The sequence below is a fragment of the Bacillus sp. RCC_6_1 genome (assembly GCF_041360755.1).
Classification (GTDB): domain Bacteria; phylum Bacillota; class Bacilli; order Bacillales; family Bacillaceae_G; genus Bacillus_A; species Bacillus_A cereus.
Genome location: NZ_JBFUPV010000001.1, coordinates 512,077 through 528,122, shown reverse-complemented (window position 1 = coordinate 528,122; position 16,046 = coordinate 512,077). Strand labels below are relative to the sequence as shown.

The following is a 16,046-nucleotide window of genomic DNA, read 5'->3' as shown; positions in this document are numbered from 1 at the left end:
TTATAGATATAAAAGTAAGAAGTATATTGAAAAAACACATTTTGCTAATGAGAAAAATCTGATTCAAAAAAATGACAAAAGACATATTTCAGACAAAATGATGTCAATAATACGTCAAAAATAACCTGAATTTACTATGCAGGTATATTATACAATTCGATTAACGAATAAAACACTACAGAAATAGTGAAAAGGTAAAAAATAGCATTACAATAGTTTGAAAAACTGAAACTTCATATTTTTCGACAATACATACAAAATGTTTTTGTCTTTTCGTATTTCTTAATAATTGAGTTTGATAAGATTGCTCAATTAACTTTTATTATAAAAACTATGAAGGAAGTGATTTTAGTATGGAAACGCTCGAATTGGCACGAATACAGTTCGCATCAACAACGATTTTCCATTACTTTTTTGTTCCGCTGTCAATTGGTTTAGCTTTTATTATTGCGATCATGCAAACGTTGTATGTGGTAAAAGGGCAAGAAGTATATAAGAAGATGGCAAAGTTTTGGACGCAATTATTCCTTATTAACTTTGCAGTAGGTGTAGTAACAGGTATTTTACAAGAATTCCAGTTTGGTATGAACTGGTCAACGTATTCACGTTTTGTAGGTGATGTATTTGGTCCATCACTTGCGATTGAAGGATTACTGGCATTTTTCATTGAGTCTACATTCCTGGGTTTATGGGTATTCGGTGAGGATAAATTACCGAAGCGAATTCACTTAATGTGTATTTGGCTCCTTTCAATTGGAACGATGTTATCAGCATTCTGGATTTTAACTGCAAGTGCATTTATGCAGTCACCTGTCGGGTATGAAATGGCAGCTGATGGTCGTGCGCAAATGAATGATTTCTTAGCCATTATTCAAAACCCACAACTATGGGTACAATTCCCGCATACAATTACAGCGGCAATTGCAACAGGTGCATTCTTTATTGCTGGTGTAAGTGCATGGAAAATTACAAAAGGACAAGAAACTGTAGTATTTAAAAAATCTTTCCGAATTTCTATCATTGTTGGAACAATTACAACGGCGCTTGTATTATTCTTCGGTCATGCACAAGCGCAACAATTAATTAAGACACATCCAATGAAGATGGCGGCAGCTGAAGCGCTATGGAATACAAGTGAGGATCCAGCACCATTTACAGTATTTTCGAAAATTGATACAGAGAAGAAAGAAAATTCGTTTGAAATTCAAATCCCTTATATGCTAAGTCTATTATCGTATGATAAGTTTAGCGGTCAAGTTGAAGGGATGAATCAAATTCAAAAACAATATGAGGAAAAATATGGACCTGGAGATTATATTCCTCCAGTGCATACAATGTTTTGGAGTTTTAGAGCGATGGTAATGAGTGGAACATTCATGCTTCTTCTAGGAGCTTACGGATGGTTCTTATCAAGAAAAGATCGTTTAGCGGAAAAAACGTGGTATTTAAAATTAATGGTGTATGCAATTTCTCTTCCATTCATCGGTAATACAGTAGGGTGGATTATGACTGAAATGGGTCGTCAACCTTGGGTTGTATTTGGTGTAATGAAAACAGAAGATGCTGTATCACCAAATGTAACATTCGGTGAAGTATTATTCTCACTTATTTCATTCACATCAATGTATTTAATTATGGGTGGAATTTGTGTGTACTTATTTGTTCGTACTATTAAGGGCCATACGAATAAGAAAACGAAAAAGGATTATCAAAGCCATGATCCATTTGATAAGGAGGAAGAGTATGTTATCTCTTAATGAGTTATGGTTTTTAGTTATTGCAATCTTATTTGTTGGATTCTTCGTACTGGAAGGTTTCGACTTTGGGGTAGGAATGGTTTCGAGGTTTTTAGGAAAGAATGATTTTGAAAAACGAGTTTACTTAAATACAATAGGACCGTTCTGGCACGCGAATGAAGTATGGCTTGTTTGTGCTGGTGGAGCCATGTTTGCGGCATTTCCGCACTGGTATGCAACTTTATTTAGTGGTTTTTATATTCCGTTTGTATTTATGCTTCTTGCTTTAATTTTACGAGGTGTTTCCTTTAAATTTCGTGCGAAAATAGATAATCATAAGTGGAAGAGTGCATGGGATTGGGGGATGTTTATTGGAAGTATGTTACCTCCTATCCTTTGGGGAGTTGCGATTGCAAACTTTATGGTAGGTGTACCTATTGATGAGAGTAAAAATGTTGTAGGTGGATTCTTGCAATTACTTCATCCATTTGCGTTACTTGGAGGAGTAATGTTTCTCCTACTATGTATTGTTCACGGATTACAATTTCTTACGATACGTACAACTGGTAAATTGAGAGAACGTGCACGAATTGCTGCAATAAAAATTGCACCATTTTCATTAATTACACTTCTTGTTTTTGCTGGTGTGGGGTTATGGAAAACCGACATTTTCACTGCTCATGGAACAGAATGGATTATGGTGCCAATCGGAGCTTTTGTAGCACTATTAGTGTCCACTTTATTAAATAAAAGAAGAAGAGATGGTTGGGCTTTCTTTATGACGAGTTTAACAATCATTTTACTAAGTGCGAGTGTATTTATCGGTATGTTCCCACGTGTTATGATTAGCTCTTTAGGAGCAATGAATGATTTGACAATTTACAACGCAGCATCAGGAGCTTATGCATTAAAACTTATGACTTACTTTGCGATTGCTATTTTGCCTTTCGTTATCGGAAGTCAAATATGGAGTTATTATGTATTTAGACAACCTGTTAAGTCAGACAACGATTTGGAGTACTAATGAAAAGAAAAAGAGGACTTCCGTCTTATCCCGGTAGCCGTATTTTATATGTAGCGTTAACGATTATTAGTATTTTAGAAGCTTTTAGTATTATTGCGCAAACAATCTTTTTAGCACGAGCTATTACGTTTTTATTTCATGGAGAGACAGTACAAACAATATTAAGTGAAATTGTTTATTTTGGTATCGCGTTTGCAGCGCGTCATATAGTAGTTCGAACATCACAAATATTAGTGGAACGTTTTGCTGAAAAAACAGGGTCGTTACTGAGAAAACAACTAGTAGAGGCATATTTCACATTAGGTCCAAGGTATGTTCAAACTGTTGGGACTGGTCATCTGGTTACCTTATCAATTGAAGGGATTGAGAAATTTAAAACATATATTGAATTAACGATTCCTAAAATGATTAGAAGTAGCATCGTTCCAGGTCTAATTGTACTATATGTTTTTACGCTAGATATTGAGTCTGGAATCATTTTAGTTGTAACGATTCCTATCGTGATCATATTTATGATTCTTCTCGGATTAGCAGCGCAAAAAATGGCAGATAGTCAGTACGAGATATATCGTGTACTTTCGAACCATTTTGTAGATACGTTAAAAGGTTTAGAAACATTAAAGTATTTAGGGAAAAGTGAACAGCACGAAGGAAAGATTGAAAAAGTAAGTAAAAGGTATAGAAAAGCAACGATGCGTACTTTGCGAGTTGCTTTTCTTTCTTCTTTTGCATTAGATTTCTTTATGAGTTTATCAATTGCGTTTGTGGCAGTTGGATTAGGGATACGTTTAATAGATGGAACGATTATACTATTACCAGCCCTTACAATTTTGATTTTAGCTCCGGAATATTTTCTGCCGATTAAACAAGTGGGAGCAAATTATCATGCGACATTAGATGGACAAATTGTGATGGAGCAAATAGAAGAGATTTTGCAACAACAAAAAGGAATACAAAAGAAAGATTTAAATGAAGATATAGTATGGAATGCCTCTAGTAGCTTGAAATTACAAGACATCAAAGTTAATAATACTGAATCTGAAAAGGCTATATTAGAAGGAATTAATTTTACTTGGGAAGGTAACGGTGCTATTGGTGTTATTGGTGAAAGTGGTGCAGGCAAATCGACGTTAATCGACGTATTAGCAGGTTTTTTATCTCCTTCGAGTGGAAAGATGTTAGTAAATGGTGTAGAAGTTGATGGATCTACTCGTGAAGATTGGCAAAAAAATATCGCTTATATTCCGCAGCAACCTTATATTTTTCCGCTTTCATTAAAGGATAACATTCGTTTTTATGAAACAAATGCAACAGATGAAGAAGTTGAAAGAGTTATTAATGAAGTCGGCCTTCGTTCACTCGTTACATCACTTCCAAATGGGATGCACGAAAGAATTGGAGAAGGTGGACGTATGCTAAGTGGCGGACAAGAACAGCGTGTTGCTATGGCGCGTGCGCTTTTAAGTAAAAAACCAATCATTTTATTAGATGAGCCTACGGCACATCTTGATATTGAAACCGAATTTGAAATAAAGCAAGCGATGTTACGTCTATTTAATGGAAAGTTAGTATTTTTAGCAACCCACCGTCTACATTGGATGAAACAAATGGACCATATTCTTATTTTAAATAAAGGGGAAATGAAAGAAAGTGGGACGTATGAAGAACTTTTAGAGAATGAGACATTACATTTTCATAGGGAAGAGAGGGGAGAGAAATGAGTAACTGGGTTAAACCTTATATAAAACAAAATAAAGGTAGAATGACTTTAACTATTTTCCTTGGTCTTCTTGGAGTTAGTTCAGGAGCGATGTTACTTTTTATTTCAGGTTATTTGATCTCAAAATCTGCCCTTAGACCAGAAAATGTAATGGCTGTATATGTTCCTATTGTTGCAACAAGAGCGTTTAGTATAGGGCAAGCTGTATTTCATTATATAGAGCGCTTAGTCGGACATGATGTCGTACTACGTATATTAGAAAAAATGAGAACGAGGCTATATAGAATAGTAGAACCACAGGCGTTATTTTTCCGTTCTCGATTTCAAACGGGTGATATGTTAGGAGTGTTATCCGAAGATATAGAGCATTTGCAAAACCTATATTTACGTACAATATTTCCTAGCATATTAGCGCTAGTTGTTTATAGTATCTTCGTACTTGTTATCGGTGCATTTGATTTTGTTTTTGCACTTATTGTAGGTTGTATGTTAGCTATTATCGTTTTTCTTCTTCCGATTGTATCATTACTTTTGATGAAGAAACATCATGTTACTTTAAAGCAAGGAAGAAACCGTTTGTATCAACAACTGACAGATGCTGTTTTTGGATTATCTGATTGGCAAGCAAGTGGTCGTAAAGATGAATTTATTAATGAGTATGTAAAACAAAATGATCAGTTGTTAAAAATCGAAAAGAGAGTGAAACGCTGGTATCATATTCGGGACAGTATCATTCAATTAGTAGTAGGTATTGTAGTTATTTCGATGATCATATGGACTGGGAATGAAGCGGCAAGTGAACAAATTGCTCCTACAGTTATCGCAGCTTTCGTATTAATGACTTTATCTGTAACGAACGCGCTTATTCCTATTGCAGATGCCATCGATCGAATACCGTCGTATGTAGAATCTACCCATCGTCTTAATGGCGTAGAAAGTGATAGTGTTTTACATGATGAAACGGATTTGCATGGAGAGAAAGATTATATTGAACCAAAACATGTAGATATTGAACTGAATCACGTATCGTATAGTTATCCAGATAGTAATGAGATTGTATTAAAAGATGTATCATTACAAATAAAAGCAGGGAAGAAAATTGCTATTTTAGGGAGAAGTGGGACAGGGAAATCTACTTTACTAAAATTGTTAACAGGGGCGTTAAGCCCAGTAAATGGCCAAGTTGTACTAAATGGTGAACGAGCTCATACGAATCTTTTATCTAAATATATTTCTGTATTAAATCAAAAGCCGCATTTGTTTGATACGACAATTGGAAATAATGTACGAATTGGCAAACCAGAGGCGACGGATGAAGAGATATGGAAAGCTTTAGAGAAAGCACAATTAGCTTCACATGTTACTTCTCTTCCAGCCGGATTACAAACAAAAATGCATGAAATGGGAAAGCGGTTTTCTGGTGGGGAAAGACAAAGGGTTGCTTTTGCTAGAACTCTTATGCAAGAAACACCAATTATTGTACTTGATGAACCGACTATCGGTTTAGATCCAAAAACAGAATTGTCTTTAATTGAAACAATGTTTTCTGCAACGGAAGAAAAGACGGTTATTTGGATTACGCACCATCTTGTAGGAATAGAACATGTAGACGAAGTTATATTCCTTGATCGTGGCCAAATTGTCATGCAAGGTAGTCATAAACAACTTCTGAAAGAAAATGAAAAGTATCGTAAACTTTATGAGTTAGATAAAGGAATATAATTTGAATAAGCAATAATTGTAAAAATAGCTACGCCTAATGGTGGAGCTATTTTTTTTGTTAGATTGCAGGTGTATATGATTGTTACGAATTAAAAATGAATTTCATATTATACATATAATGGAGGGGATGTACATGAAGGAGCAATATAAAATCATTGTTTTAAGTGATGAATTATCAGGGGATAGGATTCGAAATACGTTAGACAAAAATAAATGTAAAACAATAGTTCATGTTGTGGACGTTTCAGATGTTGTTCGTATAGAAAGTTCTTTTCAATATATAGTCATTTGGAGAGGGGACGCAGAAAAACTTACAAATGACTTGATAAATAGGGGCGTGCAAAGTTCAAAAATTATTAATTTAACAAAATACATGTATGAATGGAAGGATAAATTAATTTCTATCTATCAAATAAATCCGGATCTTATGTCTTTATACATTTCTATGAAAAAAGCAAAGAGTGATCCGACGTATGAATTGTTTGCTACCGGTTTGTCTTATCCGCATTGTGGCATAAGTACGGAGCTTCTCTCAAAAAAATCAATAAAATTAACACTTCCATCGCAAGATCTATACTATGATTATTTAATAGCGTCACAACTTTTATCAAACAATCATTCATTTCAATATTGTTTAATAGGAATAGCCTATTTCTCGTTTTACTTTGATATGTCGTTATCATCTGAATCATATAGAATTCACAAAGTATATTATCCATTGTTTCAAGATGGTCATCATACTGTAGTTCACTCTCCTCTACCCACTGATGGATTCTCCCATCTAAATACTCCGAAACCACTTCTTTCTATTTTTAATTTGCATTTTGAATATATTTTATTAGACGAACTAAAAGATGAATCATTGACGCTGCCTTGGATAAATGCTGAGTGGAATACCACTCCTCTTCACATTCCTTTTGAAGAACACGGGAAAATAAGAGCAACTTCACATGCTAAACTGTCGTACCCTCATACTTTAGTTGAAAATAAAATGATTTTTAAAAAATATTTAGATTTACTGTTAAAAAATGATATAAAGCCACTAATTGTTGTGTTCCCTGTTACTTCACATTATTTCAATTGTAGTAGTAAGAAATTAAAAGAAGATTTTTATAAAGTTATAAATGATTTTCAAACTCAATATTCTTTTCAAATCATAGATCTATTTGATTCGCCATTATTTTGTGACGATGATTTTTATGATAGTGATCATATGAATAAAAAAGGTGCAAATAAAATGTCCGCATTATTAAATATGTTTATTCAGGAACGAAAAGTATGATAATTTGTTTCATGTTTGCATAAAAGTATATAGGCTCCATACAGTTAAAGTAATGTGATTTTTGTGTCGCGTATATAAATAATATGCGAAGAGGTGAGAGAGTTAAAATGAGAACTCGTATTGAAAGAACTGAAGAGGTGGTAGAGCAACTTCCGTTGGTAAGTGTATTAATTCCTACGTATAATCGTCCTCGTTACTTTGAAAAGGCGCTATGTAGTGTGTTAGAACAAACGTACCCTAATATAGAAATTATAGTTGGAGATGACAGCACGAATGATGAAACAGAAAAAGTGTTACAAAAATACTTATGTGATCATTCAAATATTATTTATATAAAAAATAGATCAACTCTCGGACAATTTGAAAATGCGCTAATGTTATTTAATGAAGCGAACGGTGAATATATAAATTTTTTAATGGATGATGATGTATTTCATGTGAATAAAATTGAAAAAATGATGAAGTATTTTTTCGAGGATTTAGATAATGAAATTAAGCTTGTAACATCTCATCGTCAAGTCATTGATGATAAAGGGAAAGAGCTACGACATATTTATTCGACTGTCCGTTTATTTGAAGAGGATACCACTATAGCGGGAACAGAATTAGGAAATAAGGTAATTGTGGATCAAAAAAATTATATTGGAGAACCGACAACAGTTTTATTTCGTAAAAATGATTTACAAGAACCGTTTGGGATTTTTGATAAGAGGCGGTATTTATGTAACGTAGATATAGCTTCATGGTTATCTTTATTAAGTAAAGGAAAAGCTGTATATATAGCAGAGACACTTAGTTACTTTCGATTACATCCAGATCAACAGTTAAATGAATCTAATAAAATGATGGATGGGTTAGAAGATTTTTCACACAGTATTATAGCAGGAGAACAATATGGTTTCTTATCCACTGAAAAAGAGTTAGACAAAGCGATAACTAATTTTCTAGATTATGCAAGAAGGATAGTTCCATCATCAATATTATATACATTAGACTATTACCAAAAAATTAGAGCGAAGAAAATAAACATAGAAAAGAAAAAACAACATATAAATAATAATTCTTCTTTACCGAAAGTAAGTATACTTATTCCTGCATACAATAGACCTTATTACTTGGAATTAGCACTCAACAGCGCTTTGAATCAAACATATGAAAATATTGAAATTATTATTTCTGACGACAGTACAAATAATGAAGTCAATGCTATGATTCAACCGTACTTACGTGAATATGAGTGTATTACATATGTAAAAAATGAAACGCCGTTAGTTGCCGAAAACTTTAATAAGTGTGTAGAACTTGCGAATGGGGACTATATAAACTTTTTATTAGATGATGATTTATTTCATCATGAAAAGATCGAGAGAATGATGAAATACTTTTTGGCGTTAGAAAATATTTCATTTGTGACGTCATATCGTGAACTGATTGATGAGAATGGAGAGATATTACCACCTTCAACATTAAATATGAAAATCGCGAAAGAAACTACACTTTTTGAAGGAAAAGAATTAGGGAATTATATGTTAAAAAACTTGAAAAATGTAGTTGGTGAGCCGACAACTGTTTTGTTTAATCGGAATTTGTTTGACGGGAAGTTTGGATATTTTAAAGGAAAGGCTTATTCTGCTATTAATGACATTGCAACTTGGCTAGATATGATGAGGAAAGGAAAAGTAGTTTATATACATGAACCTCTTAGTTATTTTAGACAGCATAGTGGACAAAATCAAAAACAAATGCATTTTATTTTAATGACAATTGAAGAGTGGATTGAATTAATTATAGATGCATATAATAGTGGGTTTTTAAGCTCCGAAAGTGAGTATAAAGAGAGTTTATCTTATTGTTTAGAAAATGCGGGATTTATAGTTAAGGATGCAGTAAGAAATGGCGAACTAGATCAAATTTATAATGAAAAGATAAAAAAAGGCTTAAACAAGTTAGTTGCTCATATGTTCGAGAAAGAATGTTGTTATTGTCAATATTGCAATCAACAATTTGAAAAATTTTCACCTTGGCCAGCACATTATGATTTTCCGAAATATAAATTTGAAATGTGGAATAAAGATACAGGGATATGTCCAGTTTGTAATTCGATGGATCGTGAAAGATTGTACCGTGCGTACATTGAAACGGAAACGGACTTGTTAAATAGAAACTATACAATGCTTCATATTGCACCTGAAGCAAAGTTAAGAGATTGGTTTAACGAGTATAAAAATATTACGTATGTATGTGGTGACTTAGAACCAAAGGATCCATTAATGAAGGAAATTGATGTTACAAGAATTACATATGATAGTAATACTTTTGATGTAATATTATGTAGCCATGTGTTAGAACACGTTCCTGATGATGACAAAGCAATGCGAGAGTTATATAGAGCGTTAAAGCCAAATGGATGGGGAATTATTCAAGTACCAATCGTAATGAATGTAGATTTTATTATAGAGAATGAATTAATTGTAACACCACAATTGAGGAAATTAGCTTTTGGTCAAGAAGATCATGTGAGAATTTACAATCAATCGGGATTTATTCAACGATTAATGAATGCAGGATTTAAGGTAGAATTATATAACATAGCGGAAAAACAAGGAATGAAAAGTGCTAGGAAATTTGGATTATCTGAAACAGATATGCTCTATATTGTCCGAAAATGATAGGAAGGAATAGATAGATATGGAGAATATTCCTTTTTTACGTGCTTCAACTGTACCTGTAAGTGAGTATTTGGACGAATTGAAGGAAATTGATACATCTCACATATATACGAATTATGGACCTATAAATCAACGTTTTGAGGAAACAATTATGTCGTCATTTTTTCAAAACAGGGGAGCTGTTACAACAGTAGCAAACGCAACGTTAGGGTTAATGGCGGCTATTCAACTAAAGAAAAGAAGAAAGGGAAAGTATGCTCTCATGCCTAGCTTTACATTCCCTGCGACTGCCTTAGCCGCTATTTGGTGTGGATTGGAACCTTACTTTATTGATATTTCAATAGATGATTGGTATATGGATAAAACCGTACTTTTGGATAAGATAGAAGAATTAAAAGAAGAGGTTGCGATTGTTGTCCCGTACGCCACTTTTGGATCATGGATGAACTTAGAAGAATATGAAGAATTAGAGAAGAAGGGGATTCCGGTTGTCGTAGATGCGGCGCCGGGATTTGGATTAATGAATGGAGGGATGCATTACGGTCAAGATTTTAGTGGAATGATCGTATATAGCTTTCATGCAACAAAGCCATTCGGAATTGGTGAAGGAGGGCTCATATATAGTAAAAACGAAGAAGATATACAACGTATTAAAAGAATGGGGAATTTCGGATTTGATAAAAATCGTGAATGTACGATGATGGGGTTTAATTGTAAAATGTCTGAATACGCAGCAGCTATTGGGATTGCGACTATAAAAAAGTGGGATCAAAAATTAAAAGAACGTACCCGTATTTCTGAATGGTATAAACAGTTGTTACAAAATACTGGGTTAATGAAAAAAGGGTGGAAAGTCCAAAAGACAGAAGCAGTTATTCACCAATTTATGCCTATCATTTGTCCAGAAGAAGTTCGCAACATACAAGTAATTGAAGAACTGAAAAAACAGAAAATAGAAGCTAGATTATACTTTTCACCATCTTGCCACCAACAAGTTCTTTTTAAAAACTATAAGTCGACAGATTTAACAAAAACGAATAAAATAGCAAAACGAATCGTAAGTTTACCTTTATGGGAAGGAATGACGAAAGAACTAGTAGAGCAAATTGTAATCTGTTTAGAGCAGAAGGTGGTGTCGGTAGATGAATAGTTTTTATAGTCAAGAAGAACTAAAGGAAATTGGATTTTTATCTGTTGGGAAAAATGTATTGGTTAGTAAAAAAGCAAGTATATATAATCCGAGTGCTATATCAGTTGGCAATCATGTAAGAATTGATGATTTTTGCATTTTAAGTGGTAAAATCACAATTGGAAGTTATTCGCACATATCAGCGTATACAGCGTTATATGGAGGGGAAGTTGGGATTGAAATGCATGATTTTGCAAACATCTCAGCTAAAACAATCGTATATGCAGTACTTGATGATTTCAGTGGAAATACATTAATGGGGCCAACCGTCCCGAATCAATATAGGAATGTGAAAGCAGAAAAAGTTATTTTAAAAAAACATGTGATTATTGGTGCTAATTCTATTATTTTTCCAAATGTAATTGTAGGAGAAGGTACGGCAGTCGGCGCGATGAGTATGGTAAAAGAGAGTTTAGATGATTGGTATATTTACGCTGGAGTTCCCGTAAGGAAAGTAAAACCTCGTCAAAAAAAGATGCTAGAGTTAGAAATTGATTTTTTAAAAAGCATTTATTCTTAACAAAAAAGAATGAATGCTTTTTATTTTTATCCCGCTATTTGCCGATAAAGAGTCGACTTGTGAGGGCTAATTAAAGTTTCACTTTATGATAGAGCAGAGTGTATCTTAACTTATTATGTTTTAAATTTTGCTGACCAAGGCAATACTGAGCCATAGTGAATGTAAAGTTGGAGGGCGAGCGTATATGTTTGATGAGGATGGGATTGTTTTAATTATGGAACCAGCTGATGAAAGAAACTTGAGGAGATTTATTTTTTCAGTGCCAAAGTCAGTGTATGAAAAGAAGGGGCTTACATTACACTATGGAACAGCTATAGGACAAGGGTATATGGATATAATTGAAGATATTATAAGCGTACATATAGAAATAGATGTTGTAACGATAATAGGGCATGTAAGAGGGTAAATAGCTATTTGAAAAAGGTTATAAACAATTTAGCTAGAAGTTATGTATAGAGAAAATTACAGACAATTATAAGGACGAAGGGGGTCTAAAATGAAAATAAAATCAATTGTATTAGTATTCATAGTTTCAATTGGTTTAATGGGATGTTCAATAGTGGAAGAAGGAAAGAACTCCATAGATTATGCTCAAAAGGCGACAGACTATGTAAATGAAATAAGTGCATTTGCAAATGATGCACCAGCATTAGCAGAAAAGGCCGTTAATGATAGCGAGGCTCGAAAAGAATTAGAAACGAAGCTTAGTGAAATTAAACAAGATATACCCGCATTCAATGAATTAACGCCACCTGATGTAGCAAAGGATCTTCATCAACAAATCGTCGGATATAACGAAAAGTTAAATACGTTAATTGATACGGCGAAGACAAAGATAGAAGAAGGCAAAGTGGATGTAGAGCAATTTAAAAACTCTGAGCTTATGCAGACGGTAGATCAAGTTCGAGATTTGAAAGATAAAGTGCAAAATTTAGGTCAATAGTAAAAAGCTCCGTTTGTGATAAACGGAGCTTTTTGTATAAGTGATTACTTAATAAAATACACCACAACACCCATTAAAATGATAGTATTCCCAATTACTTTTCTTTTCGTTACTTTTTCACCTAAAAAATACCAACCGAAAATTAATATGATGATATAACTTAATGATTCTAATGCAGAGACTTGATTTATTGTCAGTCCCTTTAAGGCGATAATATTGAATCCTGCGTTAAGTACAAATAAAGAGTAACCGATGATTACATATGGATTTACATATTCTTTTAATTTAGAATCATATTGCTGTAAAGTAGCCTTTTTTAATAAAATTTGTGAGTAATTGGCCAATACGATTCCAAAGATCAATAACAACATATAACTATTCATCTTTTGTCACCACCACAATTCCGACGATAATAATAGCCGCACCAAGTAAATGATTCCACTGTATCGTATCTCCAAATAGAACTACTGACCAAAGCATTGACCACAGTATAATAATTCCGCGATGTGAATATGCTTTCGATATTTCGAAATGCTTAATTACTTGTTGCCATAAAATTGCATATCCGAATAAAAGTACAACTAGTCCGAAATAAGCAATAAAAAATGAGATGGAAGCAATGGGAAACTTAGCTGCCCATTTCATGTAAACCACAATGATAGAATATATCAAAAAAGCTACATGTAAAAATACGTAATTTTTAATAGTTGGTTTCATTTATTCACTCTCTTTTACATATAAATATATATTTATATCTATCTTTTCCTAATAATAGATATTGGAACGTATTTTGTTTAATCTTTCACATTCCAAATTATATAGTATCATGGCTTTTATTGTAAAACAATAGAAGCTATGCATTCATTTTTTCCAAGGTTCTACAACATGTATCGTTTTATTTGTTGCATCCAACTTTACTTGAATACCGATAGGCATGGTAATCATGGGATGTGTATGACAACAATCGAAGTCAGCTAGAAAAGGAATTCTTTGATTTTGAAGTACTTCTAATAGTATTTCAAAAGGTTTTCGATTTGTACCACAATCATCAAATTGCTCATGTTTTCCAAGAATGATACCTGAAATTTTATCGAATACACCGTTAATTTTAAGTAATGAAAAGCTTCTTTCAATAGTAGCTGCATCTTTTGAACTGTCCTCAATGAAGAGAATGTCGCCTTCTTGAATATGTGGCATATAGGGGCTACCCAAAATTCCTTGTATCGTGTTTAAATTCCCGCCAATAATACGCCCAGTAGCTTTTCCATCAATTACTGAAATCCAATCGTTTGGTCGAAGTTCTTTCTCCTTCGTCTTTTCTTCCCAATTAATAAATTCATCTGACCAAAATAATGGTTGTTTTATATGATAAGGAAGAGAATGATCATGTAGTAAAGTTTCAGCAAAATATTTGTATGTGCAATCAACAAAAGGTTCAAATTCGCCAAAGGAAGGGACGAGAGCTGGTCCATAAAATGTAGGGATTCCTGTTTTGGCGTAAATTGCTAGTAATAAAGCAGTTGCATCTGAATACCCAATCATTATTTTAGGGTTCTTTAGAAAAGCATCATAATCAATATAAGGTAATATTGAATTTGAATTCATCCCACCAATTGTTGACATAATACAAGAAATATTAGGATTTCTTATTAAGACATTTAGCTCCTCAGCACGCTCTTGTATACTACCAGAACGATAAAAATCATATCGACCTGTTAATGAACCTTCTAATATATGAAACCCTTTCTGTTGTAAGTAAGATTTTGCTCGTTCAAATCTTTTTGGAGAAGTGTAGGTTACTGGTGAAGAAGGGGAGTAGATCCCAATTGTGTCTCCGTATTTTAATGATTTTGGAAGTAGCATTTGTATGAATCCCTTCTATTAAATAGTTTATCTCGCTATTTGACGGGTAGCCCGATTGGTGGGGCTGATTAAAGTTTCGCTTTATTTACGAGATTTTATTATTGAATATTCTTACGTTTCAATATTGTAAGTTTAACATAAATAAATTAAAATAATCATTGCTGTATATGAATAAATATACCTTTTACCTTGACTATATAAAGGAATTGTTGTTAAGGTTAAATGTGAGTGTATAAAAGGTTTGCTAAAGGAGTTTTGAAATGAATCGGTTAAAATGGGGAAGGATGACAGTCCTATTAGTTATTATTTTAGGGATATGTTGGTTCTTATTCCAAGGAAATCAAAAGAGCATAGCGAATGTAGAGGGACAACCTTTGCAAGTGGCAGAACTACCTAAAGCAGGATTTACTGAAAAAGTAGTCCCGCCAAAGTACATCCCACCAGAAATTAACGCAAAAGCAGCTATGATTATCGATGCGAGTGATGGAGATATTATTTATCAATATAATGAAAATGAAGCTTTTGCACCGGCTAGTATGTCTAAGATGATGACAGCGTATCTCTTACTAGAGAGTATACATAACGGGAAAGTTCGCTGGGAAGATCCAGTAAAAATGAGTGCGAAGGCGGCACAAACAGAAGGAGCGAGAATCCCAGTACAAGTTAATGACACATTAACTGTTAAAGATTTATATCATGCATTAATGATTGAGTCAGCTAATAATTCGGCTGTGGCTTTAGCAGAACATATGGCAAAATCGGAGAAAGATTTCGTTCAGCTTATGGATGCAAAAGCGAAACAGTTAAAAATGTCGGAACATGCTAAATTTGCAAATGCTTCTGGATTACAAGAGCCAGATGGAAGTGAAACAAAAATGACGGCTGGTGATGTAGCACAATTGGCGTATCATCTTATAAAAGATTATCCGGAAATATTAGAAGTGACTCACTTACGCCAAAGTCAGCTAGCATTTAATAATATTAATGTTATAAGCACAAACGACATGTTAAACAAAAATAATAAAAGTTTATATATAGAAGGAATGGACGGACTAAAGACTGGATTTACAGATAGTGCAGGATACTGTTTTACTGGGACTGCAAAGCAAGGTGATAATCGAATTATTACAGTGGTCATGGGGACATCCAGTAAAACAAAACGTTTTACAGAGACAAATAAGTTAATGTCGTATGCATTTGGATTAGTTAATTAAGTAAGTAAAATACGAATCTAGATCGCTACATAAGTAAGACTGTTTGTTGTTACTAATTTTAGATAACAACAAACAGTCTTTTTATTTTAAAAAGGAAAAAGCTTCTAAATATAAGTGTTATTATTTGAGTTTGTTTGTTGCTGTGATATTATAAAGTTATAAGC

At 33.4% G+C, this 16,046-nt stretch carries 14 protein-coding genes; 11 read left to right on the top strand and 3 right to left on the bottom strand.

The genetic code is table 11. The annotated features are described in order from the left end of the window. Positions 1 to 353 precede the first annotated feature (353 nt). The 10 genes from cydA to AB6801_RS02580 all read left to right on the top strand — a co-directional run bounded on the left by cydA (position 354) and on the right by AB6801_RS02580 (position 12,805). On the top strand, positions 354 to 1,757 hold the full coding sequence (gene cydA / locus AB6801_RS02625; protein ID WP_000448870.1) for a cytochrome ubiquinol oxidase subunit I: 1,404 nt from the start codon (positions 354 to 356) through the stop codon (positions 1,755 to 1,757). Beyond that, positions 1,744 to 2,760, top strand: coding sequence for a cytochrome d ubiquinol oxidase subunit II (gene cydB / locus AB6801_RS02620; RefSeq protein WP_000950083.1), 1,017 nt, complete (start codon positions 1,744 to 1,746; stop codon positions 2,758 to 2,760). The genes cydA and cydB overlap by 14 nt, the downstream gene beginning before the upstream one ends. Then, on the top strand, positions 2,760 to 4,481 hold the full coding sequence (gene cydD / locus AB6801_RS02615; RefSeq protein ID WP_097999027.1) for a thiol reductant ABC exporter subunit CydD: 1,722 nt from the start codon (positions 2,760 to 2,762) through the stop codon (positions 4,479 to 4,481). The genes cydB and cydD overlap by 1 nt, the downstream gene beginning before the upstream one ends. Beyond that, entirely contained in the window at positions 4,478 to 6,202 is a 1,725-nt protein-coding gene (cydC, locus tag AB6801_RS02610; RefSeq protein WP_097999028.1) for a thiol reductant ABC exporter subunit CydC, read from the top strand. Before cydD ends, cydC begins: the two co-directional genes overlap by 4 nt. Positions 6,203 to 6,335: 133 nt before the next feature. After that, positions 6,336 to 7,484, top strand: coding sequence for a hypothetical protein (locus tag AB6801_RS02605; RefSeq protein WP_000664252.1), 1,149 nt, complete (start codon positions 6,336 to 6,338; stop codon positions 7,482 to 7,484). A gap of 107 nt (positions 7,485 to 7,591) precedes the next feature. Next, positions 7,592 to 10,153, top strand: coding sequence for a glycosyltransferase (locus tag AB6801_RS02600; RefSeq protein ID WP_097999029.1), 2,562 nt, complete (start codon positions 7,592 to 7,594; stop codon positions 10,151 to 10,153). A gap of 19 nt (positions 10,154 to 10,172) precedes the next feature. Further along, positions 10,173 to 11,303, top strand: coding sequence for a DegT/DnrJ/EryC1/StrS aminotransferase family protein (locus AB6801_RS02595; RefSeq protein WP_000427968.1), 1,131 nt, complete (start codon positions 10,173 to 10,175; stop codon positions 11,301 to 11,303). Then, positions 11,296 to 11,862: an acyltransferase gene (locus AB6801_RS02590; RefSeq protein ID WP_001084165.1), complete on the top strand. Its 567-nt coding sequence runs from the start codon at positions 11,296 to 11,298 to the stop codon at positions 11,860 to 11,862. Before AB6801_RS02595 ends, AB6801_RS02590 begins: the two co-directional genes overlap by 8 nt. Positions 11,863 to 12,046: 184 nt before the next feature. After that, positions 12,047 to 12,268 carry a hypothetical protein gene (locus AB6801_RS02585; RefSeq protein ID WP_000459099.1) on the top strand — a complete coding sequence of 74 codons (222 nt, stop codon included), beginning with the start codon at positions 12,047 to 12,049 and terminating at the stop codon, positions 12,266 to 12,268. Positions 12,269 to 12,358: 90 nt separating this feature from the next. Continuing rightward, positions 12,359 to 12,805 (top strand): DUF6376 family protein, encoded by a 447-nt coding sequence (locus AB6801_RS02580; protein ID WP_000695229.1) that lies wholly within the window; start codon positions 12,359 to 12,361, stop codon positions 12,803 to 12,805. Positions 12,806 to 12,849: 44 nt separating this feature from the next. Here the strand turns inward: AB6801_RS02580 and AB6801_RS02575 are convergent, their stop codons facing one another. The 3 genes from AB6801_RS02575 to AB6801_RS02565 all read right to left on the bottom strand — a co-directional run bounded on the left by AB6801_RS02575 (position 12,850) and on the right by AB6801_RS02565 (position 14,668). After that, positions 12,850 to 13,188 (bottom strand): EamA family transporter, encoded by a 339-nt coding sequence (locus AB6801_RS02575; protein WP_001089876.1) that lies wholly within the window; start codon positions 13,186 to 13,188, stop codon positions 12,850 to 12,852. Beyond that, positions 13,181 to 13,522 (bottom strand): EamA family transporter, encoded by a 342-nt coding sequence (locus AB6801_RS02570; protein WP_000805132.1) that lies wholly within the window; start codon positions 13,520 to 13,522, stop codon positions 13,181 to 13,183. Before AB6801_RS02570 ends, AB6801_RS02575 begins: the two co-directional genes overlap by 8 nt. Positions 13,523 to 13,666: 144 nt before the next feature. Then, positions 13,667 to 14,668, bottom strand: a complete 1,002-nt coding sequence (locus tag AB6801_RS02565; RefSeq protein ID WP_087968021.1) for a S66 family peptidase — start codon at positions 14,666 to 14,668, stop codon at positions 13,667 to 13,669. Positions 14,669 to 14,928: 260 nt separating this feature from the next. On the opposite strand from AB6801_RS02565, the gene AB6801_RS02560 reads away from it, so the two are divergent. Then, complete coding sequence (locus AB6801_RS02560) at positions 14,929 to 15,882, top strand: D-alanyl-D-alanine carboxypeptidase family protein (RefSeq protein ID WP_001080871.1); 954 nt, start codon at positions 14,929 to 14,931, stop codon at positions 15,880 to 15,882. The last annotated feature ends 164 nt before the right edge of the window (positions 15,883 to 16,046 follow it).